Here is a 23387-nt window from a genome sequence, read left to right as displayed (position 1 = left end):
ACTCGGCGTGCTGGGGATTCTCGGAGCGGCATTTACCGCCGGAACCTCTCTCGCCGCTGCAGCCAGTCTCAGTGCGGCGCTGGCCGCATCCTCGCTGACAGCATTGGCGGTGGGAACGGCCGGTATGGTAGCTGATGTCACCGGCGTGGCCAGTGCGCTAACCACGCACAGTAACCCCAAAGCCTCTGCACTACTGGGATGGATCTCCTTTGCCAGCGGGATTCTGTCACTCGGCACCGGCCTGGCAGCGGGCGGCTACCGCATGTTAAATAACCCGGCGATGGAAAATGGCTTCAGCGCCCTCGCGGTCGGAGAAGTCCCTGAGCTCCCTGCCGCGGTAAGCCATACCCCTACCTTTGAAGAGGTCATGCATAACAAACTGATTATGCGCAGGACTATGCGCTACCTCACGGGAGTGGATGTCGACAGATTAAGAGTAACATCAACCACGATGTTTGATAATGTACACAACTCGCTGAATAAACTGGAAGATTTCACCGTTCAGATAAAACGTCCGGAGAATAAAGATTTCACACCGGTACCTCTGCTTGAGGCTCTGAAAGAACAGCCGACGAACACTGAAGCCCTTAGGGAAATCAGAGATATATGGAAGGGATCACATCCTTTTACCCCCCCCTCACAACTCAGTCTGAATAAAATTAATCCTGCCAGTGCCAGATTCTCGATAATAAACAATTATTTTGGGAGAAAGAATCCGCAGATAATAGGTTCGGCTATAAGATGGGACAATGCTTTTATAGAAAAAGTGAAGAGCCGAAACCACACATTCAGGGTGTGGCAGTCACTTTTCCATACCCTTCACCCTGACAGCTTTATCAATGCTTAATTTCCCGGGATAAATCCATTCACCCAATAAAACTCAGCCTGGGACGGTAATCCAATTGTTATTAATGTGATTTGCGCTTTCACTGCCAATATGAGATTACCTCAGGCTTCCTTATTTTGGCTTACAGGAGTTGGCTATGAGTCTGTGTTTATCAGGATATAACGGTGAGCGTTGCGATCCGGTCAGTGGCGTCACGCATCTGGGCAACGGTTATCGCGCCTATAATCCGGGGTTGCAGCGTTTTAACTGCCCCGACAGCTGGAGTCCGTTTGGCCACGGCGGGATTAATCCTTACCTGTATTGTGCAAGTGACCCGATCAACCGCGCCGACCCGTCAGGCCATTTCAGCTGGCAGGCCGGACTCGGCATTGCACTCGGCGTGCTGGGGATTCTCGGAGCGGCATTTACCGCCGGAACCTCTCTCGCCGCTGCAGCCAGTCTCAGTGCGGCGCTGGCTGCATCCTCGCTGACAGCCTTAGCGGTGGGAACCGCGGGTGTGGTAGCCGATGTCACCGGCGTGGCCAGTGCGCTAACTACGCACAGTAACCCCAAAGCCTCCGCGCTACTGGGATGGATCTCCTTTGCCAGCGGGATTCTGTCACTCGGCACCGGCCTGGCGGCAAGCGGCTACCGGATGTTAAATAATACGGCGATGGAAAGTGGCTTCAGCGCCCTCGCGGCTGAAGAACTTCCTGCCGCGACAGGCCGCCCTCCCTCCTTTGAAGAGGTCATGCATAACGATCTTATTATGCGCAGGACAATGCGCTACCTCTCGGGAGAGGATGTCGACAGCTTACGCGCAACATCAACCGGGATGCTTGATAATATACACAGCTCGGTGAATAAACTGGAAAATTACACCGTTCAGATACAGCGTCTGGAGAATGAAGATCCGATACCGGTACCACTGCTTAAGGCTGTGGGAGAACAGCCAATTGCACCTGAAGCCCTGGCGTCAGTCAGAAAGATATGGCAGGGATCAGATCCTTTTAATCCACCCTCACAACTTAGCCTGTATCAAATTAATCCTGCCAGTGCCAGATTGATGAAGGCCAACAATTATATTGGGAAGCCAGGGGGAATACATTGGGTCACAGAGCAGGACAAGATTTTTATAAACGAAGTGAAGAGCCGTAATCACACATTCAGGGTTTGGCAGTCACTATTCCACACTGCGCACCCTGAAAATCTGTTTCCTTAATTTAGCTTACAGGAGTTGGCTATGAATTTTTGTTTACTGGGATATCACGGTGAGCGTACCGATCCGGTCAGCGGTACTGCGCATTTGGGGAACGGTTATCGTGCTTATTATCCAGGGCTGCGGCGCTTTAACCGCCCGGACAGCTGGAGTCCGTTTGGTCACGGTGGAGTTAATCCTTACGCGTATTGTGCTGGCGATCCGGTTAACCAATCCGACCCGTCAGGGCATTTCAGCTGGCAGGCCGGGCTGGGCATTGCGCTGGGCGCACTGGGAATTCTCGGCGCGGCATTTACCGCCGGAACGTCTCTCGCCGCCGCAGCCAGCCTCAGTGCGGCACTGGCCGCCTCCTCGCTGACCGCCTTAGCGGTGGGAACGGCGGGTGTCGTGGCAGATGTCACCGGCGTGGCCAGTGCGCTCACCACCCACAGCAACCCAAAAGTTTCTGCAATACTGGGATGGATATCCTTTGCCAGCGGGATTCTGTCACTCGGCACCGGACTGGCGGCGGGCGGCTACCGCATGCTAAATAACACGACGATGGAAAGTGGCTTTAGCGCCCTCGCGACTGAAGATATTTCTGAACTTCCTGCCGCAGTAAGCCATACCCCCACCTTTGAAGAGGTCATGCATAACAAACTGATTATGCGCAGGACTCTGCGCTACCTCTCGGGGCTGGATGTCGACAGCTTACGCGCAACATCAACCACAATGCTTGATAATGTACACAACTCACTGAATAAAATAGAAAATTACAGCATTCAGATAAAGCGCTGGGAGAATAAGTACCGGATACCAGTACCTCTGCTCGAGGCGCTGAAAGAACAGCCGACGACCACTGAAGCCCTGGGGGAAATCAGAGATATATGGAAGGGAGCACGCCCTTTTAATCCACCCTCACAGCTTAGCCTGCATCAAATTAATCCTGCCAGTGCCAGATTTATGGCAATTAACAATTTTGATAAGCCATATGGCGAGAATATAATATTTTCGGCTTTAAGATGGGACAATGATTTTATAGAGCAAGTGCAGGGCCGTAACCGGACATTCCGGGTTTGGCAGTCGCTATTTCATACCCTTCACCCTGACAGTTTTATCAATGCTTAATTTGTGAGGGGGGATTCATTCCCCCCTCACAAAAATCAGCTTATGGTTGTAATCCAGTTGTTATTAGTGTGATTTGCTCTCCCTCCGACGGTATGCGATTACCTCAGGCTCCCTTATTTTGGCTTACAGGAGTTGGCTATGAGTAGTTGTTTACTGGGATATAATGGTGAGCGTTGCGATCCGTTCAGCGGAGTCACGCATCTGGGGAACGGGTATCGCGCTTATAGTCCAGAGTTACGGCGCTTTAATCGCCCGGACAGCTGGAGTCCGTTTGGTCAGGGTGGGATTAATAATTACGCTTATTGTGCGGGCGATCCGATTAACCATTCTGACCCGTCAGGTCATTTCAGCTGGCAGGCCGGACTCGGTATTGCGCTGGGCGTGCTGGGGATGCTGGGTGCGGCATTTACCGCCGGAACCTCTCTCGCGGCAGCGGGCGGTCTCAGTGCGGCGCTGGCCACATCCTCGGCGACGACAATAGCGGTGGGCGTGGCAGGTGTGGCAGCAGATGTCAGCAGTGTGGTCAGTCCGCTTACTGCGCAAAGCAACCCAAAAGCTTCCGCACTGCTGGGATGGGTAGCGTTTGCCGCAGGCGTGCTATTATTCGGCACCGGCCTGGTAGCCGGGGGCTATCAGCTGTTAAAGGAAAGTGGCTCTGGCGTCCTCGCGGTTGAACAGGCAATTGTGCCTGAACTCCCCGCAGCAATAGCCTCACCCACTTTGGAGACATTATCTCAAAACCCGCTGATTATGAGCGCTATTATGCGCCGACTGCCGGGGACAGCTATAGATAACTTACGCGCGACATCGAAGACATTGCAGACCAATGCCGAAAGATTGCTGACCCCTCTGAACCGCGTGTTACCTGAACGGATCTCAAAAGAGTACGTGGCTTTGTATGATCAATCCACTCAGGATTATTCAATTATGGAGTCTACATTCACCAATCCTGATTATATTGAGCGAGTAAGAAGCATCTGGCACGGAGAATATCCATTAACCTCACCTTCGCAGCTCAGCAAAGAAAATATTAACCCGCTGGTAAAAAGGTTATCGATGAAACATACCACCAATATCCGCATGATGTTACATCCCCATAGTTTCCCCTACGTGGAACACTTAGCGGATGTAATAAGTGAAGAGTCTTTATTTAATCAGTTGGCATATGAAAGAAATCAGGGTTTTAAGCAGTGGCAAATATCATTCCGCGAACTTCATGCTCAGGACTTCGCAATTAGCTGATGCTGATTGTTTCAGAACACTATTAGCGGAATACCGTAGGGTAGCCATTATCGGCTACCGTCCTGAGGATATGCAGAGTGCGAACCTTGACAGGGGCGGCGAAAACGCCGCCCCTGCAATGAGAGAGATGATTAAAGAGCTGATTAAAAAAAGGTTTTTATTTTATCACCCGAGTGTAAAAGGTGCGGTATTTAGCACGATGCCGATAAACAGTACCAGCCCGACATAATTATTATTACGGAATGCCTGGAAACAGAGCTCGCGTTTGCGGCCGGAAATCAGTTTCTGTTGATAAACAAACAGCGCGCCAGCCAGCAGTACCGACCAGTAAAATGCGCCATTCAGTTGCAACAGCATCCCCGTCGCCACCAGCAGGATTAATGACGTCAGTTGCAGTAAGCCAATGATTAGCTTGTCGAAGCGGCCAAAAAGAATCGCCGTCGATTTAACACCAATCTTCAGGTCGTCGTCGCGATCAACCATCGCATACTGGGTATCGTAAGCCACCGTCCAGCAGATATTGGCGATAAACAGCAGCCAGCAGGTTAACGGTACGCTTTCACTCACTGCCGCCCAGGCCATTGGAATGGCCCAGCCAAACGCCGCGCCCAGCACCACCTGTGGCAGATGAGTATAGCGCTTCATAAACGGATAAACCGAGGCCAGCGCCAGCCCGCCAAATGAGAGCCAGATAGTCATGCCGTTCATCGTCAGAACCAGCGCAAACGACACCAGTACCAGCGCAAGAAACAGCAGTTTGGCCTCTTTCTCGCTGACTGCACCGCTGGGTAAAGGGCGCTCACGGGTGCGTTTAACATGCCCATCAATTTTACGATCGGCGAAGTCGTTAATCACACAACCGGCGGCGCGCATAGAAAACACCCCCAGCACAAACACCACTAACACATTCAGCGGCGGAATCGCCATGCCTGCCAGCCACAGCGCCCAGAGAGTGGGCCACAGCAGCAGCAATGAGCCAATAGGTTTATCGATACGCATCAGGCGACTGTAAGCCTGAAGTTTGTTTATTTGCAGACGTCTTTCCACTTATTGCGATCCTTCTGCCGACCCGCAATGATAGAGCGGAGCCGCAGGTAAAAAGAGTTCGGTAAGGAGGAGCGGTTTATTGGCCAGACGCAAACGGGAACGCCGTCCCCAGAGTGACTGGACGTTACCAGGTTCAATAAAATCACGGGTCAGCGTTGAAGACGAGAACAGATAGCGGCCAAGCGGACGGTTGCCTAAATTCTGTAGCATCGCTTCCGGACCGTTAAGCGTCGATTCCGGCACAATGGTGCGACCCGCCAGCCAGGGTACACCGTCACCAAATAACAAGATTTCGCGCAGCCAGTAACGCTGTTCCTGAGGCAGTAACGCGACTTCTTCGCCCACTTCCGCGGCGCTGATAAAACCTTCGCGCAGTGGCTCAACGGTGACTTTTGCACAGTGACGCTCAAAACGCTTCGTCATGGAGTCTTCCTCCATCAGCCAGTCCAGCAGGGCAGCATTAAGCAAAGGGGACGAAGCAGGAAGCCATTCCATCGCGCGCAGTAGCGTAAGCGCGTTATCCGACATACGGCATCTCCGGGTAGAAAATCAGAAGCCGTAGTGTAACGCAGAGCCTGGCGCAGAACACGCCACGCGGTGGTAAATGGTAAAAATTATCTGGCTGGCACGCGTTAAAAAGGGTGCGTCAGTGACGCACCAATAGTCCAGCAACATCAGCAATATGGGGATGAAATCATCCCTTGCCTTTCACACTGCTGATAAAGGTCGCGCGGGCAGATGACGAGCCAAGGCGTTCAGCCTCGTTCATCAGCTTCAGCGCTTTGTCGATTTCGCCTTCTTTCACCGCCTGCCTGATCGCGTTATTAAAGTAGCTCTCGGTATCGTCCAGTAACGGCTCGGTTTTCGGCGCTGGTGCGGAGCGCATCGGCATTGCCATCGGTACCGATGCTGGCGCAGCGGCACTGTTAACGGCTGCGCCAGTACTACCCACCACTACCGGTTTAGGATCGGCGGCACCAAAAATCTTACCAATCATAATATTGCCGCTGTTTTGTTCGGTCTTCGCTTTGATTGATAAGCTGCCAACCGGGCTGTGCTGCACCACTAAATCCGGCACGTCAGGAATGGCGTTATTCGCCCCCTCGGCATACAGCTTCGCCGGGTTGGTCATGGTCGAGGTACGCGCCAGATCCTCAGTAGTGGTGTAGATCAGCAGATAGATCTGCTTTTGCCCCAGCACTGGCGTCAACTTCATGGTGCCTTCCAGCCGGTTACCGGAAGCAATACCCGGTTTGGTATACGGGAAGTAGCTGCCAGGGAAATAAGCGGCGGGTTGAAGCTGTTCATCCAGCACCAGTACATTCGGCACGTAAACGCGTTTATCCTTGATGCTGCTGGTCAGAGTAATTTCCAGCGAGCCTTGATCGGCCGGCAGCGCAATGGCGGCGACCGCGCCACTGATATTGCCCTGATTAATCGTCAGCGACGAGGTAGTTAGCTCAATATTCTGGGTGACGGGCGGCATCACCGGCAACCACGAGAGGCTATGCAACTTATCCTGCGCAATCACCGGGGCTGTTGATACATTTTGTGGATTGAGATTACTGGCGGCAAAGCTGGTTGACAGCGTGCCGACACTCACTGCCTGCAACAGGCAGAGTGCGATTAAATGTTTTTTCATTGTTATTTTCCTCACTATTTTCACCCGTCTTCCTCAGGCAATAGGAAGACGGGCTAACAAAGGATTTACCCTGACTATTTCAAGCCAACAGCGCTGCGGCTTAAAATATGACGGGCAAATTTACCACCAGGCTTCCATCTGCACGCCGAAGGAGACTTCGTCGCTATCGCCACGGCTGAAACGCTGAGCGCTGGTATCACTTAACGCAGTTCCGTTAGCCACACCTGCGACGTAATTGCTGTCGCCAACGTTTGATGAGGAGTAACCCCATTTTTCATCCCACTTGGCGTAAGTCGCGAACACGCGGATCGCCGGACGAGACCAGATACTGCTCCCCGCCTGCCACTGCTGCGCTAAGGTCACTTTATACTGGCTGTTGCGGTCGCCGGTATTCTGCGCTTTAACGTTGTCGTAGCCGAGTTCCAGTAAAGTGCTCATGATTGGCGTCCATTTGTACATTGGGCGCACGCCCGCGGTGTACCAGGTGGTGCCATTGTTGTTATCACGATCGACATCCTGGTACATACCGACATACATCAGGCTCCAGGTGTCGTTGAAATCAATCGCACCGTGATCGATCACGCGGATCATTGAGCCATCATTATTCTGCGCGGTGCCCGGACGACCATTACGGTTCTGAGTCATCGCATCGGTGGCGTACTGCACCACAAACTTGTTCAGGCTGCCGTTGTCACCAAAGGTCTGGGTATGCTGGATGGTGCCCAACCAGCCATCTTTCGAGTTATCACGGTTAACGCGATCGTAACCGTCGGTTTCGTTAGCGCTGCCGTAGTCAAAACCCACTTCCAGTGAACCGCCTGGGTTGACTTCCATCTGTCCCAGACGCACATCGAAGATGTCGTTAGAGAGGTTTTTAGTGCGGGTTGTGCCATTAACAAAGGTCTGCGAACCACCGGCTTCGCTGTTTCGCGTTGCCGCCAGAGACAGCTTACCAAAGCCAACATCGATATTTTCGATACCACCGCCAGGACCTGAAATATCCCAGTAGTAGAAGTCGATCATATGGACGTCATGACGTTGATAGTAACGTTTACCGGCCCAAATATCGGCACCTGGCAACGCATCGATCAAGTTTTTACCGACCACATTCATCTGACGAACGGCCGGTGAGGTATCTTCATAATCGTTCTGCTGATCAACCGCATAACCGATCATGGTGTCGACATAGAAACTTTTCTCACCCTCTTTCCACACTTCCTGGCCCAGCTGAATTTCAGCATAGGTTTCGCACTCGTTACCGAGACGATACTTGCTGTCAGCACCCGTTGCCTTGAAGCATTGCTGCTCCCCGCCACTCCCGGTCCAGCCAATACCCGAACGCGCATAGCCTTTGAAATCAACCGCAGCTGCCTGAGTTGAGATCACCGCTGCAGCCACTGCCACGGCCAGAGGATATTTACGCAGCATCATCATTGTTATTCTCCTGTTCTCTTTGCTATTGCTGGCGTGCTTCAACACCCGGCTCTGTGTGTAGCCGGCGACAGGCGCGTCCATCTTCACGGAACAGATGGCAACGTTGAGGCGGCAGGCCGATGGCGTAATGGGCACCTTCTTCTACCAGCACCACGTCGTTCTGGCGGTACACCAGGTTTTGACGCAGAGCCGGAATCTGAATATGGATTTGTGTTTCATGTCCGAGCTGTTCGACAACCTGCACCACGCCAGAGAGCGTGACATCCGCGACATCGCTGGGCAGCAGGTGTTCAGGACGAATACCGAGCGACATATTCGCGCCCACCTGCACATCGGTACTGTCGACCGGCAGCCAGATTTGCTGGCGATTTGGCAGTTCAACCTGCACCTGATCAATCGCCGTGGCGGTCACTTTGACCGGCAGGAAATTCATCTTCGGCGAGCCGATAAAACCGGCGACAAAACGGTTGGCGGGATAGTGGTACAGCTCCAGTGGCTTGCCGACTTGCGCAATATGTCCCCCTTCCAGCACCACGATTTTGTCAGCCAGCGTCATTGCTTCCACCTGATCGTGGGTGACGTAAATCATGGTGCGCTGCAGACGTTTATGCAGGCGGGAAATCTCAATGCGCATCTGCACGCGCAGCGCGGCATCGAGGTTAGATAGCGGTTCATCCAGCAGGAAGACTTCGGGTTCGGCCACCAGCGTACGACCAATGGCAACACGCTGACGCTGCCCGCCGGATAACGCTTTAGGCTGGCGCTCCAGCAGATGCCCAAGTTGCAGCACATCCGCCACCTGGCTCACGCGCTGTTGAATCTCCGCTTTGGCGGTACCGGCCAGCTTCAGGCCAAACGACATATTTTCCGCCACCGACAGATGCGGGTAGAGCGCATAAGACTGGAACACCATACCGACACCACGCCCGGCTGGCGGCACCTCGTTCATGCGCTTATCACCAATCAGCAATTCACCCGACGTGATCTCTTCTAATCCGGCAATCATGCGCAGCAGTGTTGATTTGCCGCAGCCAGATGGCCCGACAAACACCACGAATTCCCCTTCAGCGATCGTCAGATTGATATCTTTCGATACCACCACATCGCCCCAGGCTTTGGTGACATCCTTCAGCACCACGCTCGCCATTTGCCTCTCCCGTCCAGTTCGTACCGCTTATCGAATGGCTGCGAGTGTGTGGGATGTCAGCGAGGGTGAAATCCTCCGCCTGCTGCTTTTTTATGGGGGAGGAGGCAGGAGGATGAGACGTACAACAGGGCGCGCAGAAACCGCGCGAAAAACAGATTTTCGTGATCGTGCTGGCAAAAAAAGGGGGTGTTTTTTGTGGGCTATGACACAGAAAGCGCCAGAAAGGCAGTGGCGATCACACTTCCACCCACAGGGGCGTAGAGCGAAGGAGGATGAGGGAGCAGGCAGTTATCCGCAGACTGCTGTCGTTAAGACTACCGCTAATCATTAGAGGAAAGGGAAATGTCAAAGTTCAAACTGAATACAAAAACGCTGATGTTGTGTGCCTTAACCACCGCGCTGCTGCCGGGTGCCGCGCTGGCCAAAATCGAAGAAGGTAAGCTGGTTATCTGGATTAACGGAGATAAAGGCTACAACGGACTGGCTGAAGTCGGTAAGAAGTTTGAACAGGATACCGGCATCAAAGTGACGGTTGAGCATCCCGATAAACTGGAAGAGAAATATCCGCAAGTGGCTTCCACCGGCGATGGCCCGGATATTATTTTCTGGGCTCACGATCGTTTTGGCGGTTACGCGCAGTCTGGCCTGCTGGCTGAGATTACGCCGGACAAAGCGTTGCAGGATAAAGTGTATCCGTTTACCTGGGACGCGGTGCGCTACAACGGCAAGCTGATTGGCTATCCGGTCGCGGTGGAGTCGCTGTCACTGATTTACAACAAAGACCTGCTGCCAGAGCCACCGAAAACCTGGGAAGAGATCCCGGCGCTGGATAAACAGCTGCGCGCTAAGGGTAAAAGCGCCATCATGTTTAACCTGCAAGAACCCTACTTTACCTGGCCAGTGACCGCTGCCGCTGGCGGCTACGCTTTTAAAAAACAAGCTGATGGCAGCTACAACCTGAAAGACGTTGGCGTCGCCAATGAAGGCTCACAGGCGGGTCTGCAATTCCTCGTCGACCTGGTGAAAAACAAGCACCTGAATGCTGATACTGACTATGCGATTGCCGAAGCCGCGTTTAATAAGGGCGAAACCGCGATGACCATTAATGGTCCGTGGGCGTGGGGCAATATCGACAGCGCCAAAGTCAATTACGGCGTCACACTGCTACCAAGCTTCAAAGGCCAGCCGTCCAAACCGTTTGTTGGGGTACTGAGCGCAGGCATCAATGCCGCCAGCCCGAATAAAGAGCTGGCGAAAGAGTTCCTTGAGAACTACCTGCTGACTGACGACGGCCTGGCGAAAGTGAACGCTGACAAACCTCTCGGCGCAGTGGCACTGAAATCTTACCAGGAGCAGCTGGCGAAAGATCCAAGAATTGCCGCCACCATGGATAACTCGCAGAAAGGTGAAGTGATGCCGAACATTCCGCAAATGAGCGCGTTCTGGTATGCCGAACGCACGGCGGTGCTGAATGCCATCAATGGTCGTCAGACGGTGAAAGCCGCACTGGAAGATGCTGAAAAACGTATTACCAAATAAATAACAGGGCGGCGAGAACGCCGCCCCTACTTGATCCGCCCGAAGTCTCCAAAAGGAATGCTAAATGGCAAAATCTGCATTGTGGTGGCAGCATGACGCCCTGAAGTGGCTGGTTCTTGCCCTCTGTACCCTGTTATCTGGCTATCTGGTGGTACTGATGTATGTGCAGGGCGAATATCTGTTCGCTATTCTGACACTGGTACTGCTGAGCGTCGGACTGGCTATTTTCGCCCAGCGTCGCGCCTCCGCCTGGCGCTATGTTTATCCGGGCCTGGCCGGTATGGGGCTGTTTGTCCTGTTTCCGCTGGCCTGCACTATTGCTATCGCCTTTACCAACTACAGCAGCACCAATCAGCTGACCTTTGAACGGGCGCAACAGGTACTGATGGATCGCCAGTTTCAGGCCGGTGCTGGCTATAACTTCACCCTTTATCCGCAGGGTAATCAGTGGATTCTGGCGCTGAATGAGGCGGATAACAGCCTGTTAGTGTCAGCACCTTTCAGCTTCGACACAAAAAGTGAGCAAACACTTACACTCAGTAAAAGCGAGACTCCACCTGATGGCGAAAAAGCCATGCTGCGGGTGGTGACGCAAAATCGCCAGGCGCTTAGCTTATTAACCGCCGTGTTGCCCGATGGCAGCAAAGTGCGCATGAGCTCTCTGCGTCAGTTCTCCGGCACCCAGCCGCTGTATACCCTCGCCGAAAACGGTACGCTGACCGATAAGCAAACCGGCGTAGTATGGTGGCCAAACGACGACAGCGGTTTTTATCAGACAAAAGACGCCGCCCGGCAGTGGACCACTGACAAGCTCAGTCCGGGCTATACCGTGACCGTGGGCTGGAAAAACTTTCTGCGCGTGATGACTGACGAAGGCATTAAAAAGCCGTTTATGGCTATTTTTGTCTGGACGGTGGTGTTCTCCGCCATCACGGTATTTCTGACGGTCGCAGTCGGCATGGTACTGGCCTGTCTGATGCAGTGGGAATCGCTGAAAGGACGCGCGGTCTACCGACTATTACTGATCCTGCCTTATGCGGTTCCGGCATTTATTTCGATACTGATTTTCAAAGGCTTATTTAACCAGAGCTTTGGCGAAATCAACGTGATGCTGCATAACCTGTTCGGACTTAAACCGGCATGGTTTAGCGACCCCACGCTGGCGCGCAGCATGCTGATTATCGTGAATACCTGGCTGGGCTACCCGTATATGATGATTCTTTGTATGGGGCTGCTGAAAGCGATTCCTGACGACCTCTATGAAGCATCGGCAATGGATGGCGCCACGCCAATGCAGAACTTCTTCCGCATCACCCTGCCGTTACTGATTAAACCGCTGACGCCGCTGATGATCGCCAGTTTTGCTTTCAACTTTAATAACTTCGTGCTGATTCAGTTACTTACAAACGGTGGCCCGGATCGTCTCGGCACCACTACGCCAGCCGGTTATACCGATCTGCTGGTCAGCTATACCTGGCGCATCGCCTTTGAAGGCGGTGGCGGACAAGACTTTGGCCTGGCAGCCGCCATCGCCACGCTGATTTTCCTGTTGGTTGGCGGTCTCGCTATTCTCAACCTGAAAGCCACGCGGATGAAGATTCAGTAAGGAGCAATTTATGGCTATCGTACAACCGAAATCACAGAAGCTGCGGCTGTTAGTCACTCATCTGATACTGCTGAGCTTTATCGCGCTAATTATGTATCCGCTATTGATGGTGCTGGCGATTTCACTGCGTCCCGGCAACTACTCGATTGGCAGCCTGCTGCCCGAGCATATCTCGTGGGATCACTGGAAGCTGGCGCTGGGCTTTTCAGTTACCCATGAAAACGGCAATGTGACCCCGCCGCCTTTTCCGGTACTGCTGTGGTTATGGAACTCCGTGAAAGTGGCGGCAATTACCGCCATTGGTATTGTGGCGCTGTCCACCACCTGCGCCTATGCGTTTGCCCGCATGCGCTTTCGCGGCAAGGCCAGCCTGCTGAAGGGAATGCTAATTTTTCAGATGTTCCCGGCGGTACTGTCGCTGGTCGCGCTGTATGCGTTATTTGATCGCCTCGGTCAGTACATCCCGTTTATCGGACTGAATACCCACGCCGGACTGATATTCGCCTATCTTGGCGGTATCGCGCTGCATGTCTGGACGATTAAAGGCTATTTCGAAACGATTGATGGTTCACTGGAAGAAGCTGCGGCGCTGGATGGTGCAACACCGTGGCAGGCATTTCGTCTGATTCTGTTGCCGCTTTCGGTGCCGATTCTGGCGGTGGTGTTTATCCTGTCGTTTATCGCCGCCGTCACCGAAGTGCCGGTCGCCTCACTGCTGCTGCGTGACGTTAACAGCTACACGCTGGCGGTGGGGATGCAGCAATACCTTAATCCGCAGAACTATTTGTGGGGGGATTTCGCCGCGGCTGCGGTGCTGTCTGCCCTGCCAATCACCATCGTCTTCCTGCTGGCGCAGCGCTGGCTGGTTAACGGCTTAACCGCCGGCGGGGTAAAGGGCTAAATTCTCTGTTATTGCCACTGTTAGTCATTGCCATTGCAAGTCCCTGTGTTTTAGGCGGCCACCAGGCCGCCTTTTTTTATTCGCGCTTCAGGCGATTACTGTTCGCCAGCCACAGTGTTACCACCAGAATCAGGATTGCTCCTGAGTAGGCCAGCGTATCAAACGGGTTTTTATGGTCGACAATAATCAGGCGGATAATCGCGGTGATACCGATATAGACAAAGTAGCGCAGCGGGAAGTGATAGCCCGACTGGAAGTACTTCACAATTAGCGCGATAAACTCAAAATAGAGAAAATAGATGACGATACCTTCAATCAGCAAATAGGACGATGCCTGCTCGCCGGTATTCAGCAGCACATTGGCTAAGTGAATGGTTTCCTTACCCAAAAAGATAATCAAAATGACGCCAAGCACCAGCAAGCCGATGTTCAACACCATCTGCAGCGCTTGCGCAATACGCGTTCCGGTAATCATGTTCACACCCTCAACATTATTGTTATTCGTCGGCACCGGCCGAGAGCAACAATATGCTTTAGTGTGATGAAGATCACAAGTTATCGTGGAGAGGATAAAAAATAATAAGGGCGGCGTAAACGCCGCCCCTGAGTCAGGATGCTTAACGGAAGTTAATATCTCTGTCGCTGGTCATATTATACAGCTGGTACTTACGACCCAGCATCTGACCGCCATCACGCGTCAGCGGTGTCCAGTTAACCTGCGCACGACCACGCACCGGATTCACACTGAACAGATCCATTGGAATCGAGATATAGAAGCCTTTGGTGAAGTCACCTTCGCCATACTCTTCCTTCGAGACGTTCGTCAGGCTGACATAGCTACCCACGGTAATGCCGCTGTCGAACTGTTTCGAGATATCGACGGTGCCGCCTTTATCTTTCGCCAGATACTGACCGACGCTGACTTTCACCAGCACGCCATCCATAAATTGTGGCTGCCAGTAACCGGTTAAATGCCCGGTTGGCGCTTTGTAATCGGTGAACTTCATCATGTTGTCCCAGTCACGTTGCTTCACGTAATTGGCATCAACACCGACCGCCCAGCTGGAATCGAGCGGACGGTAAAGCACTTCTGCACCGGCACCACCGAACATCGTCTCCAGATAACCACCGTACAGCTGGCCGTAGAAGCCATTGCCCATATACTGGAAGTAGTTGGCCTGCAAGTTGTTAACGTAGACATCGTTCTGCACGTACTCACGCACATGCGTACGAACACGCGGCAGTTTGGAGTCGTTTGGCGGATTGGTGTAATTAAATTTGTTGTAGTTATTGGCGATGTTCGCAAACAGTCCGCCACCCACCACTAAATGGTCGGTTAACCAGTAATCGGCATTACCCATCACGCCAACCTGGTACATATAGAAACTTTCCGGGCCACCAAATGACTGGTTCAACACCGGCGACAGGCTGTAGTTCAGGCTGTCTTTTTCAATATAGTAACCCTGCTCGGTTTTACCCGGATCTACCGGATTGACGCGCTGTTGCTCCAGCGTTTTCTCATGACCCAGCGGGTAACCTTCCAGCTGCTCACGCAGGCTGTCCACTTTGGTTTCGGTCGTTACCTGCGGCATGTTGTAACGCGTCTGCGTCACTTTCAGCGTGTCGACGTTTTCCGGCAGGTTATTCATCAGGATACGGTTGGCACGATCGACGCCTTCCTGAGTATCGCGATATTTATACTGCTCACCGGTGACATACAGCGTGTTGTCTTTCACCTGGATATTCGGTGCATCCAGGCCAGCGTTATACTTCAGGTCACTGAGCTGCGAACCGGCCACTGTCGACTGTAAAAACGCCGACTGCGGATTCGGCCGGTAAGCTGGTTTTGGCGTATCGATCTTCGGCTGACGCAGGTCGTCGAAGTTGGTGCGCAGGGTAAAGCCGGCCATCAGCGTATTGCCACGCTCATAGCTGAGGTTAACATCGGCCCAGTCGGTAATGCGGTAAATTGCGCCGACGTTGACCTTACTGCTTTGCCGCAGCTTACCGGCGAAATCACCCTGATAATCGTTACCTTCATACTCTGCTTTCAGGCGCAGCGGCTGCCACGGTGTCTGATACTCCACGCCACCAAACACGGCCGACGGGCCTTTGAACATATTGTCGCCGTTAATCGACCCGGTTTTGCCGCCATTACTGCGGGTACAGTATTTATCGCTGGCTTCACAGAACGGGTTTTTAACCGTGCCGCTGTTGCCAAGATAGCCCCAGGCAAAACCCAGGGTGAAATCGAGCGGGCCCCAGGCTTTACTTGCCACCAGGTATTCGCTGTCAAACAGGCCGGTCCCCCCGAGATCGCGCGTACCGACCGCCACTTCAGGCAACCAGTAACCCTCGTCCCACAGACGCAGTTTCAAATCAAAGGCTTTATCTTTATAGCTTTGGCTGCCACTGAATCCTTCAACACCACTGTAGAGACGGGTTCTGACATCGGTATAACGGATCGTCGCTTCAAGCCATGAAAATAACTGCACGGAAGAGGAGTAAAAACGATATTGATCGTTCCAGCGGTAGTTAAGGCTGAATTCGCCCTCTTTCGACATACGCGCGGTCGGCACCTGCATCAGGCCGGCACCACCGAAATCTGACTGTGATGGCCCAATCGGTTCAGGCGCGATGGCCGCCTGTGCCTGACAGGCGCAGGCAATCGAAAGGGATAAGAAGCTGAGAAGATAGCGTTTTTTCATCAGTCAGGGATCCGGTGCGTCAGTACAGAAATGATTTGTTGATTCAGGTCTTCATAAGCACCCGGCAGCGACCATGAAGAGAAGCCAATATAGATAATGGAGCCTGGCTCGACTTCAACATGGCGATGGTTCCAGTAAGCCACCGGTGCCTGGGTGATTTCACCCGACGGCGAAATAATCACGGCGATATTGCGATCCGCACCCGCCAGGCGATCGTGCCCGTCGAGATAATCACGCGTGTCGCCGCCTGGCTGCCAGCTGACTTTGCCACTGCCGGTGATGGCACCGAGTAAGGTTACGGAATGGGGTTTTGGCAGGGTATAGACGCTGTATTCACCTGCCAGACGACGATTCAGTTCCGGGCGCATACGCAGCCAGTCCGGGTCGAGAGTCGCCTCCAGGCGGCCAGTCACCTTAATCGCCGACAGTTGCTGAATAACGTTATTAATTGTCGCCGCTTTTTCGCCTTCGCTTTCCGCCGCCCAGGCTTTCAGGCGCGCCATCAGCTGCTGATAGTGCTGTTCAGCAACGGCTGTCGCCTGGCGCTCGGAAATCACCGTGCCCGGCCACCAGGTTTTTCCCTGTAGTGCCGGGCTGGCAACTAATTGCGACAGATTCGCCGCATGGCTGACGACAGAAATCTCTTGTTGCCCCGGATAATAGACACTCACTTTGCTATCCGCGATGGCACTAATCGTCAGACATGAGAGGATGCCTGCGAGGAATACTGTGGTTTTTTTCATGATTTCGCCGGCTTCAGGATAGTGGTTTCAACATGAATGGAATCAGCACCTAACGACTGCTGCGTCTGGCGAACCTGACCGGAAATGGCATCAACCCAGAAGATGTTTTCCCACGATTTACCGTTAGCCGCGATCTCCACCGCCTCACGATAAACCCGGCAGGCAATCTGCTCACCAGCAATGTTCAGCAGTTGATCTTTTTCACGGGTAAAATGTGATACGGCAGTGCCCGAACGCAACTGGCCTTTTTCGGTCCAGCTCAGGGTACGCGTCCAGCTCGCGCCGTTGGCAATGCTCAGAGGATTAGTTAGCGGATCTTGCTGCAGGTTATTAATATCAGTCAGATTGTCAGGCAAGCCCAGGGTTCTCACTACCCGGCCGTGGCGGGTAACCAGCATTGCTTTGTCCTGTGTCACCCATTTTTGTTCGCCGTTTTCGTTATAGCCCAGTACCACGAAAATACGCTGGCCGCCATCTATCCGCAGATACATGCTGGCGTAGCGTAGTGACTGGATTTTATCATTCGTTAGCGTAACGTCATCGCGGCCGGCTACCATCCTTTTAATGGATTCACCAACGCCGAGCTGGGTTTGGGTACAAGCCTGAAGCAACAGGCAGAGAAGCAATAATGGAATATGACGCACCTGTGTATCCCTGTACTTAATTCCGACAAAGTCAAAAAATAACCACACGGCTGTGTGGTTATGTTTAATTAAGCCAACTTAGCGAGTTGTGCTTGTGGTGGTGGTGGTAGTTGTACCAGTGTTAGAGCTGTCACCATCAGAGGCGATCAGAGCAACACCCAACAACGCACCCACTGCACCAAGGCCAACAGCGGTAGATGTACCAGATGACATAGTATCGGCGTTATCACCTGCTGCATCACCTGGCGCGGCGAACGCGGCAGATGCGGCTGCGAGGTACATTATGGCTGCAGTAGCACATAATAATTTTTTCATAACTAACATTCCCTTCATCGAATGAATGGATAACAGACCCGGATGGATTCCGGGACTGTTGAGTATAGGGCAACAAATTACCAGAAATCAGTGGTCAAATTGCGACTCAAATCGCATGCGCCAACAGGTCAAAATTACAGCAATATAGCCACAATTAACAATTTGAGATATTTCATCGCAATTTAACCACATATAATTACAAAAAATAACCATTAAGCAGCATTTTCATCTGATTAATCGCATTTTATTGTCAGTGAAATGAAAAGCGGAGGGAAGTGATGGAAAAACCACAATTTAACTTAAATATTAAGGTGTTAGAACAGAAAAAGCGGTAAAAAAGCGCATTTCGTCAGCAGGTTGTTTCAGATTAATCTTGCGTTAAAAACCGACATTAAGTGGAATTTTCAGAAAAAACTGAGAGCAGTTTCCATCATTCTGCCAGTTTTGACGATTAAAAATGCCAACTGGATCGCAGAAGTTCAGCTTAACCCGATTAAATACTGAACTTCTGCATGGGCCAGACGGGCTGGCCCTTACCGACGCTTAACGCCAGGATTTATAGCGGTTAATCAGACCGTTAGTCGAACTGTCGTGGCTGTTGACCGCCTCTTCACCACCCAGTTCCGGCAGAATACGGTTGGCCAACTGTTTACCCAGCTCCACACCCCACTGATCGAAGGTGAAAATATTGAGAATCGCGCCCTGTGTGAAGATTTTATGTTCATACAGCGCAATCAATGCACCGAGGCTGAACGGCGTAATATCACGCAGCAAAATCGAGTTGGTCGGCCGGTTGCCTTCAAACACTTTGAATGGCGCAACATGCTCAACAGACTGCGCATCTTTACCGGCATCAGCGAACTCTTTTTCCACCACTTCACGCGACTTACCAAACGCCAGCGCTTCGGTCTGAGCAAAGAAGTTAGACAGCAGTTTTGCGTGATGGTCGCTAAGCGGATTATGACTAATCGCCGGTGCGATAAAATCACAAGGAATCAGCTTGGTGCCCTGGTGAATCAGCTGGTAGAACGCATGCTGGCCATTGGTACCCGGCTCACCCCAGATAATTGGGCCAGTCTGATAGTCTACCGGCGCGCCATTACGGTCGACATACTTACCGTTGGACTCCATATTGCCCTGCTGGAAGTAGGCAGCAAAACGGTGCATATACTGGTCATAAGGCAGAATCGCTTCGGTTTCGGCACCGAAGAAATTGTTGTACCAGATACCAATCAGCGCCAGCAGTACCGGCAGGTTTTTCTCCGCGGGCGTTTCGGCGAAGTGTTTATCCATCGCGTGTGCGCCGCTCAGCAGCTGCTCAAAGTTGTCATAGCCCACTGACAGAATGATCGACAGGCCAATCGCTGACCACAGAGAGTAGCGGCCACCAACCCAGTCCCAGAATTCGAACATATTGTTGGTGTCGATACCGAACTCGCCGACCGCTTTCGCGTTGGTGGAGAGCGCAGCAAAGTGTTTTGCTACATGCTGTTCATCACCGGCAGTCTGCAGGAACCAGTCGCGCGCGCTGTGGGCGTTGGTCATGGTTTCTTGCGTGGTAAAGGTTTTCGATGCCACCAGGAACAGCGTGGTTTCCGGGTTAACATTCTTCAGCGTTTCGGCAATATGCGTGCCGTCCACATTAGAAACGAAATGCATATTCAGGTGGTTTTTATACGGACGCAGCGCCTCAGTCACCATAAATGGCCCTAAGTCGGAACCGCCAATACCAATGTTAACCACATCGGTAATCGGCTTGCCGGTATAGCCTTTCCATTCGCCGCTGATAATGCGCTCTGAGAAGCCTTTCATCTTCGCCAGCACCGCATTCACTTCTGGCATCACATCTTTGCCGTCTACCAGAATTGGCGTGTTGCTGCGGTTACGCAGCGCAACGTGCAGTACCGCACGCTCTTCGGTGCGGTTAATTTTCTCACCGGCAAACATCGATTTGATCGCGCCTTGCAGATCGGTCTCTGTTGCCAGCGCCTGTAACTTGTCGAGGGTTTCACTGGTAATACGGTTTTTGGAGAAATCCACCAGCATCTGATCGTCAAAGGTGGCAGAGAACTTCGCAAAACGATCGGCATCTTTGGCAAAAAGATCGGCGATCTGGACATCTTTCATCTGTTCAAAATGCTGCTGCAGCGCTTGCCAGGCAGCGGTTTGTGTCGGATTGATATTTTTCATAACAACACTCTTTTTATTTAAGAACCGTAATTCAGACCGGACGCCATCTTACCCGTTACCAGAAACCGACTTCCCTTTTCCTGCAACAGGTTACGGCTATCATTTCCGGCGCTAATGATAATTCAGGTTACATTGATGATTCCCGCACAGCTTTTCAGTATGACTATGGATGCTGGCGAAAGGCAAAAAATTATGGCGCTATCATGCAGTGACAACATCTTGAGCACTTTGTGCCAGGTCATTAACGCTGTCGTCATACACTGACTTTAAGCCCCATCTTAACGCCTCGCTTGATTGCCTGTGCGGATTACGGCAAATGCAACTCTGGCAGGATATGATGCGGGGGGCATTTTTGATGTCGCTGTCTGTGAAGGTAGGGTATTGGTTCAGAAGTGATGAGTGGCGTTTATTCATTTTAATTCCCTTTAACGCTGCCATTTCCTGAAGATAATCATGTTTCTGATGCACAGCTTAATCACACCCTTCAATTGATGACAAAATTTACAACCCTTCACGCAGAAGAAGCTAAAAACTTCTCACATTTTTTTATTTATTAACCCGCCAGGAATGCCTTGCTCCCTGATATGACAGCGATTAAATTAAAATTCATCATCCGCCAACCGTTGACAGCGAAGCCAGAAACCGATATTTCTAAGCAACTACTTGCGCACATGTGCGCAAGCCAGAAGAGGCGCGTCGCCCAGGTAGTGTGTCGGAGGAACCGAATCCGATGAAGGCACATAAGGGGGTGCGACGCCGAGATATCCTACACACGGAGTGTCCGATATCGACTGCAGGGGCTGAATCCCCTGGGTTGTCACCAGGGTCGTTCGGCAGTCGGACGACCTGCAAGGTGGGGCGCTTCTGGGTGTATCGTAGTCATTCCTTTCTACGTCTGCCCCGTATCCCGCTCTTCCCTTGTGCCAAGGCTGATGATTTATCCTGACACGAGGTAGTCAATTTAATGTTCCAACCTACTCTTATTGTGGCGAAATTTGGCGGCACCAGCGTTGCCGATTTCCAGGCCATGAACCGCAGCGCCGACGTGGTGCTGTCTGATGCCAATGTGCGTTTAGTGGTGCTTTCTGCCTCTGCCGGTATCACCAATTTGCTGGTTTCCCTGGCGGAAGGTCAGGAGCCCGATCGGCGCGCCTTTCAGCTGGACGAACTTCGCCGCATTCAGTACGCGATTATCGATCGCCTGCAGCAGCCGGATGTGATCCGCGAAGAGATCGACCGCATGATCGAAAATATCGCCATGCTGTCTGAAGCTGCTGCGCTCGCCACCTCGACTGCCCTGACCGACGAACTGGTCAGCCACGGCGAGTTAATGTCTACCCTGCTGTTTGTCGAAATTCTGCGTGAGCGTAATGTGGCTGCGGAATGGTTTGACGTGCGTAAAGTGATGCGCACCAATGACCGTTTTGGCCGCGCCGAGCCGGATATGGCCGAGCTGTCAGAACTGGCCACCAGCCAGTTGCAGCCGCGTGTTGAGCAAGCGCTGATCGTGACCCAGGGCTTTATCGGCAGCGAAAGCAAAGGCCGCACCACCACGCTGGGACGTGGCGGCAGCGACTATACTGCGGCACTGCTCGGCGAAGCGCTGCGGGCGAAACGAGTTGATATCTGGACGGACGTGCCCGGCATCTACACCACTGACCCGCGTGTCGTGCCAACAGCAAAACGTATTGATGAAATCACCTTCGAAGAAGCCGCTGAAATGGCGACCTTTGGTGCCAAAGTCCTGCACCCGGCGACCCTGCTGCCAGCAGTGCGTAGCGATATCCCGGTGTTCGTCGGCTCCAGTAAAGATCCGGCGGCTGGCGGCACCATGGTGTGCAACCAGAGTGAAAACCCGCCGCTGTTCCGCGCGCTGGCGCTGCGTCGTAAGCAGACGCTGCTGACGCTGCACAGCCTGAATATGCTGCATGCACGCGGCTTCCTTGCCGAGGTGTTTAATATCCTTGCACGCCACAATATGTCGGTCGATCTGATTACCACTTCCGAAGTGAGCGTGGCGCTGACGCTGGATACTACCGGCTCAACCTCCAGCGGTGACAGTCTGTTATCCCAGGCACTGCTGACCGAACTCTCTTCGCTATGCCGGGTAGAAGTGGAAGAAAACCTGGCGCTGGTAGCGATTATCGGCAACAAGCTGTCGCAAGCCTGCGGCGTAGGCAAAGAGGTGTTCGGCGTGCTGGAACCTTTTAATCTGCGACTGATCTGCTACGGCGCCAGCAGCTATAACCTCTGCTTCCTGGTTCCGGGTAACGATGCCGAACAGGTAGTACGCACCCTGCATCAGAATCTGTTCGAATAACTCATTATTCCCTGAATCATTCAGGCTACCGGCGTGTCGGTGGCCTGAACTATGACGGGCAACAAGGAAGCCTGCTATGCTCGCCAAAATTACCCGACTGTTCCCACTGTGGGCCGTCCTGCTCTCAGTGGCCGCTTATTACACCCCCGGCACTTTCCTCGGCATCGGGCCGTGGGTCAGCTGGCTATTAATGCTGATTATGTTTGGTATGGGCGTAACGCTAAATATCGGCGACTTTAAGCGCGTACTGACCCGTCCGGCACCGGTAATTGCCGGAACCTTTTTGCACTATCTGGTTATGCCCCTGGCGGCATGGGGACTGGCAAAACTGTTCCATATGCCACCCGACCTTTCCGCCGGGATGATTCTGGTTGGCAGCGTTGCCAGCGGCACTGCGTCGAATGTGATGATCTATCTGGCGAAGGGTGATGTGGCGCTGTCGGTGACCATCTCTTCCGTTTCGGCACTGGTTGGCGTGTTTGCCACCCCGCTGCTGACGCGTTTCTATGTCGATACTCATATTGAAGTCGATGTGGTTGGTATGTTGCTGAGCATCGTGAAAATCGTAGTGATTCCCATCAGCCTCGGCCTGATTATCCACCACTCGATGAATAGCGTGGTTAAGCGCGTCGAGCCTTATCTGCCGGCGTTTTCGATGGTCTGTATTTTGCTGATTATCAGCGCGGTGGTTGCCGGCAGTCAGGGCTTTATTGGTTCGGTAGGTCTGATGGTGATTGCGGCGGTGATACTGCATAAC

General features: G+C 52.7%; 19 protein-coding genes, 1 pseudogene and 1 riboswitch. Of the genes and pseudogenes, 9 read left to right on the top strand and 11 right to left on the bottom strand.

Annotated features, from left to right (window positions below; all coding sequences use genetic code 11):
* From NG42_RS18690 to NG42_RS18675, 4 genes and pseudogenes are all read left to right on the top strand, one after another.
* Window positions 1-847 (top strand): annotated as a pseudogene (locus NG42_RS18690) (hypothetical protein); the annotation flags it as partial.
* A gap of 136 nt (window positions 848-983) precedes the next feature.
* The gene (locus NG42_RS18685; RefSeq protein WP_053115931.1) at window positions 984-2048 is read left to right on the top strand and encodes an RHS repeat-associated core domain-containing protein; all 1065 of its coding nucleotides are present in this window, start codon (window positions 984-986) and stop codon (window positions 2046-2048) included.
* Window positions 2049-2069: 21 nt separating this feature from the next.
* A complete protein-coding gene (locus tag NG42_RS18680) occupies window positions 2070-3152 on the top strand; it encodes an RHS repeat-associated core domain-containing protein (RefSeq protein WP_053115930.1) in 1083 nt (360 codons plus the stop codon).
* Between the two features lie 138 nt (window positions 3153-3290).
* Entirely contained in the window at window positions 3291-4394 is a 1104-nt protein-coding gene (locus tag NG42_RS18675) for an RHS repeat-associated core domain-containing protein (RefSeq protein ID WP_053115929.1), read from the top strand.
* Window positions 4395-4559: 165 nt separating this feature from the next.
* On the opposite strand, the gene ubiA is transcribed toward NG42_RS18675, so the two are convergent.
* The 5 genes from ubiA to malK all read right to left on the bottom strand — a co-directional run bounded on the left by ubiA (window position 4560) and on the right by malK (window position 9664).
* Window positions 4560-5423 (bottom strand): 4-hydroxybenzoate octaprenyltransferase, encoded by an 864-nt coding sequence (gene ubiA / locus NG42_RS18670; RefSeq protein WP_420911321.1) that lies wholly within the window; start codon window positions 5421-5423, stop codon window positions 4560-4562.
* Between the two features lie 18 nt (window positions 5424-5441).
* Entirely contained in the window at window positions 5442-5969 is a 528-nt protein-coding gene (ubiC, locus tag NG42_RS18665; RefSeq protein ID WP_052902020.1) for a chorismate lyase, read from the bottom strand.
* 166 nt (window positions 5970-6135) lie between these two features.
* Window positions 6136-7083: a maltose operon protein MalM gene (malM, locus tag NG42_RS18660; protein WP_052902018.1), complete on the bottom strand. Its 948-nt coding sequence runs from the start codon at window positions 7081-7083 to the stop codon at window positions 6136-6138.
* 120 nt (window positions 7084-7203) lie between these two features.
* Window positions 7204-8517, bottom strand: coding sequence for a maltoporin (locus NG42_RS18655; protein ID WP_052902016.1), 1314 nt, complete (start codon window positions 8515-8517; stop codon window positions 7204-7206).
* A gap of 22 nt (window positions 8518-8539) precedes the next feature.
* Window positions 8540-9664, bottom strand: a complete 1125-nt coding sequence (malK, locus tag NG42_RS18650; RefSeq protein ID WP_052902014.1) for a maltose/maltodextrin ABC transporter ATP-binding protein MalK — start codon at window positions 9662-9664, stop codon at window positions 8540-8542.
* 342 nt (window positions 9665-10006) lie between these two features.
* Here malK and malE point away from each other — a divergent pair, with 342 nt between their 5' ends.
* The 3 genes from malE to malG all read left to right on the top strand — a co-directional run bounded on the left by malE (window position 10007) and on the right by malG (window position 13710).
* Entirely contained in the window at window positions 10007-11203 is a 1197-nt protein-coding gene (gene malE / locus NG42_RS18645) for a maltose/maltodextrin ABC transporter substrate-binding protein MalE (protein ID WP_052902012.1), read from the top strand.
* Between the two features lie 64 nt (window positions 11204-11267).
* A complete protein-coding gene (gene malF / locus NG42_RS18640) occupies window positions 11268-12809 on the top strand; it encodes a maltose ABC transporter permease MalF (protein WP_052902010.1) in 1542 nt (513 codons plus the stop codon).
* Window positions 12810-12819: 10 nt separating this feature from the next.
* Window positions 12820-13710: a maltose ABC transporter permease MalG gene (malG, locus tag NG42_RS18635; RefSeq protein WP_052902009.1), complete on the top strand. Its 891-nt coding sequence runs from the start codon at window positions 12820-12822 to the stop codon at window positions 13708-13710.
* A 76-nt stretch (window positions 13711-13786) separates the two neighbouring features.
* Here malG and psiE read toward each other — a convergent pair whose 3' ends face one another.
* The 6 genes from psiE to pgi form a co-directional block, all read right to left on the bottom strand.
* Window positions 13787-14185 (bottom strand): phosphate-starvation-inducible protein PsiE, encoded by a 399-nt coding sequence (gene psiE / locus NG42_RS18630; RefSeq protein ID WP_052902008.1) that lies wholly within the window; start codon window positions 14183-14185, stop codon window positions 13787-13789.
* A gap of 142 nt (window positions 14186-14327) precedes the next feature.
* On the bottom strand, window positions 14328-16418 hold the full coding sequence (locus tag NG42_RS18625; protein WP_052902005.1) for a YjbH domain-containing protein: 2091 nt from the start codon (window positions 16416-16418) through the stop codon (window positions 14328-14330).
* The gene (locus tag NG42_RS18620) at window positions 16418-17161 is read right to left on the bottom strand and encodes a capsule biosynthesis GfcC D2 domain-containing protein (protein ID WP_052902003.1); all 744 of its coding nucleotides are present in this window, start codon (window positions 17159-17161) and stop codon (window positions 16418-16420) included. The genes NG42_RS18625 and NG42_RS18620 overlap by 1 nt, the downstream gene beginning before the upstream one ends.
* Entirely contained in the window at window positions 17158-17805 is a 648-nt protein-coding gene (locus NG42_RS18615) for a YjbF family lipoprotein (RefSeq protein ID WP_052902001.1), read from the bottom strand. Before NG42_RS18615 ends, NG42_RS18620 begins: the two co-directional genes overlap by 4 nt.
* A gap of 78 nt (window positions 17806-17883) precedes the next feature.
* Complete coding sequence (yjbE, locus tag NG42_RS18610) at window positions 17884-18120, bottom strand: exopolysaccharide production protein YjbE (protein WP_052902074.1); 237 nt, start codon at window positions 18118-18120, stop codon at window positions 17884-17886.
* 543 nt (window positions 18121-18663) lie between these two features.
* Entirely contained in the window at window positions 18664-20310 is a 1647-nt protein-coding gene (pgi, locus tag NG42_RS18605) for a glucose-6-phosphate isomerase (RefSeq protein WP_052901999.1), read from the bottom strand.
* Between the two features lie 678 nt (window positions 20311-20988).
* A riboswitch (Lysine riboswitch) is annotated at window positions 20989-21182 on the top strand.
* 92 nt (window positions 21183-21274) lie between these two features.
* Here pgi and lysC point away from each other — a divergent pair.
* Window positions 21275-22630 (top strand): lysine-sensitive aspartokinase 3, encoded by a 1356-nt coding sequence (gene lysC / locus NG42_RS18600; protein WP_052901997.1) that lies wholly within the window; start codon window positions 21275-21277, stop codon window positions 22628-22630.
* 76 nt (window positions 22631-22706) lie between these two features.
* Window positions 22707-23387: bile acid:sodium symporter family protein (locus NG42_RS18595; RefSeq protein WP_052902078.1), on the top strand; the 681-nt coding region annotated here is incomplete at its 3' end.

It is taken from the genome of Winslowiella iniecta (assembly GCF_001267535.1).
Lineage (GTDB): Bacteria > Pseudomonadota > Gammaproteobacteria > Enterobacterales > Enterobacteriaceae > Erwinia > Erwinia iniecta.
The sequence above is the reverse complement of the archived record's forward strand: the minus strand, read 5'-3'. Positions and strand labels throughout refer to the sequence as shown.

Excerpts from the sequence above, each read along its gene's own strand:
- lysC (WP_052901997.1), top strand. The coding sequence starts at position 21,275 with ATGTTCCAACCTACTCTTATTGTGGCGAAATTTGGCGGCACCAGCGTT.
- malG (WP_052902009.1), top strand. The coding sequence starts at position 12,820 with ATGGCTATCGTACAACCGAAATCACAGAAGCTGCGGCTGTTAGTCACT.
- NG42_RS18620 (WP_052902003.1), bottom strand. The coding sequence starts at position 17,161 with ATGAAAAAAACCACAGTATTCCTCGCAGGCATCCTCTCATGTCTGACG.
- malM (WP_052902018.1), bottom strand. The coding sequence starts at position 7,083 with ATGAAAAAACATTTAATCGCACTCTGCCTGTTGCAGGCAGTGAGTGTC.
- psiE (WP_052902008.1), bottom strand. The coding sequence starts at position 14,185 with ATGATTACCGGAACGCGTATTGCGCAAGCGCTGCAGATGGTGTTGAAC.
- NG42_RS18625 (WP_052902005.1), bottom strand. The coding sequence starts at position 16,418 with ATGAAAAAACGCTATCTTCTCAGCTTCTTATCCCTTTCGATTGCCTGC.
- NG42_RS18655 (WP_052902016.1), bottom strand. The coding sequence starts at position 8,517 with ATGATGATGCTGCGTAAATATCCTCTGGCCGTGGCAGTGGCTGCAGCG.
- malE (WP_052902012.1), top strand. The coding sequence starts at position 10,007 with ATGTCAAAGTTCAAACTGAATACAAAAACGCTGATGTTGTGTGCCTTA.
- pgi (WP_052901999.1), bottom strand. The coding sequence starts at position 20,310 with ATGAAAAATATCAATCCGACACAAACCGCTGCCTGGCAAGCGCTGCAG.
- NG42_RS18680 (WP_053115930.1), top strand. The coding sequence starts at position 2,070 with ATGAATTTTTGTTTACTGGGATATCACGGTGAGCGTACCGATCCGGTC.
- ubiC (WP_052902020.1), bottom strand. The coding sequence starts at position 5,969 with ATGTCGGATAACGCGCTTACGCTACTGCGCGCGATGGAATGGCTTCCT.
- NG42_RS18675 (WP_053115929.1), top strand. The coding sequence starts at position 3,291 with ATGAGTAGTTGTTTACTGGGATATAATGGTGAGCGTTGCGATCCGTTC.
- malF (WP_052902010.1), top strand. The coding sequence starts at position 11,268 with ATGGCAAAATCTGCATTGTGGTGGCAGCATGACGCCCTGAAGTGGCTG.
- NG42_RS18685 (WP_053115931.1), top strand. The coding sequence starts at position 984 with ATGAGTCTGTGTTTATCAGGATATAACGGTGAGCGTTGCGATCCGGTC.
- yjbE (WP_052902074.1), bottom strand. The coding sequence starts at position 18,120 with ATGAAAAAATTATTATGTGCTACTGCAGCCATAATGTACCTCGCAGCC.
- malK (WP_052902014.1), bottom strand. The coding sequence starts at position 9,664 with ATGGCGAGCGTGGTGCTGAAGGATGTCACCAAAGCCTGGGGCGATGTG.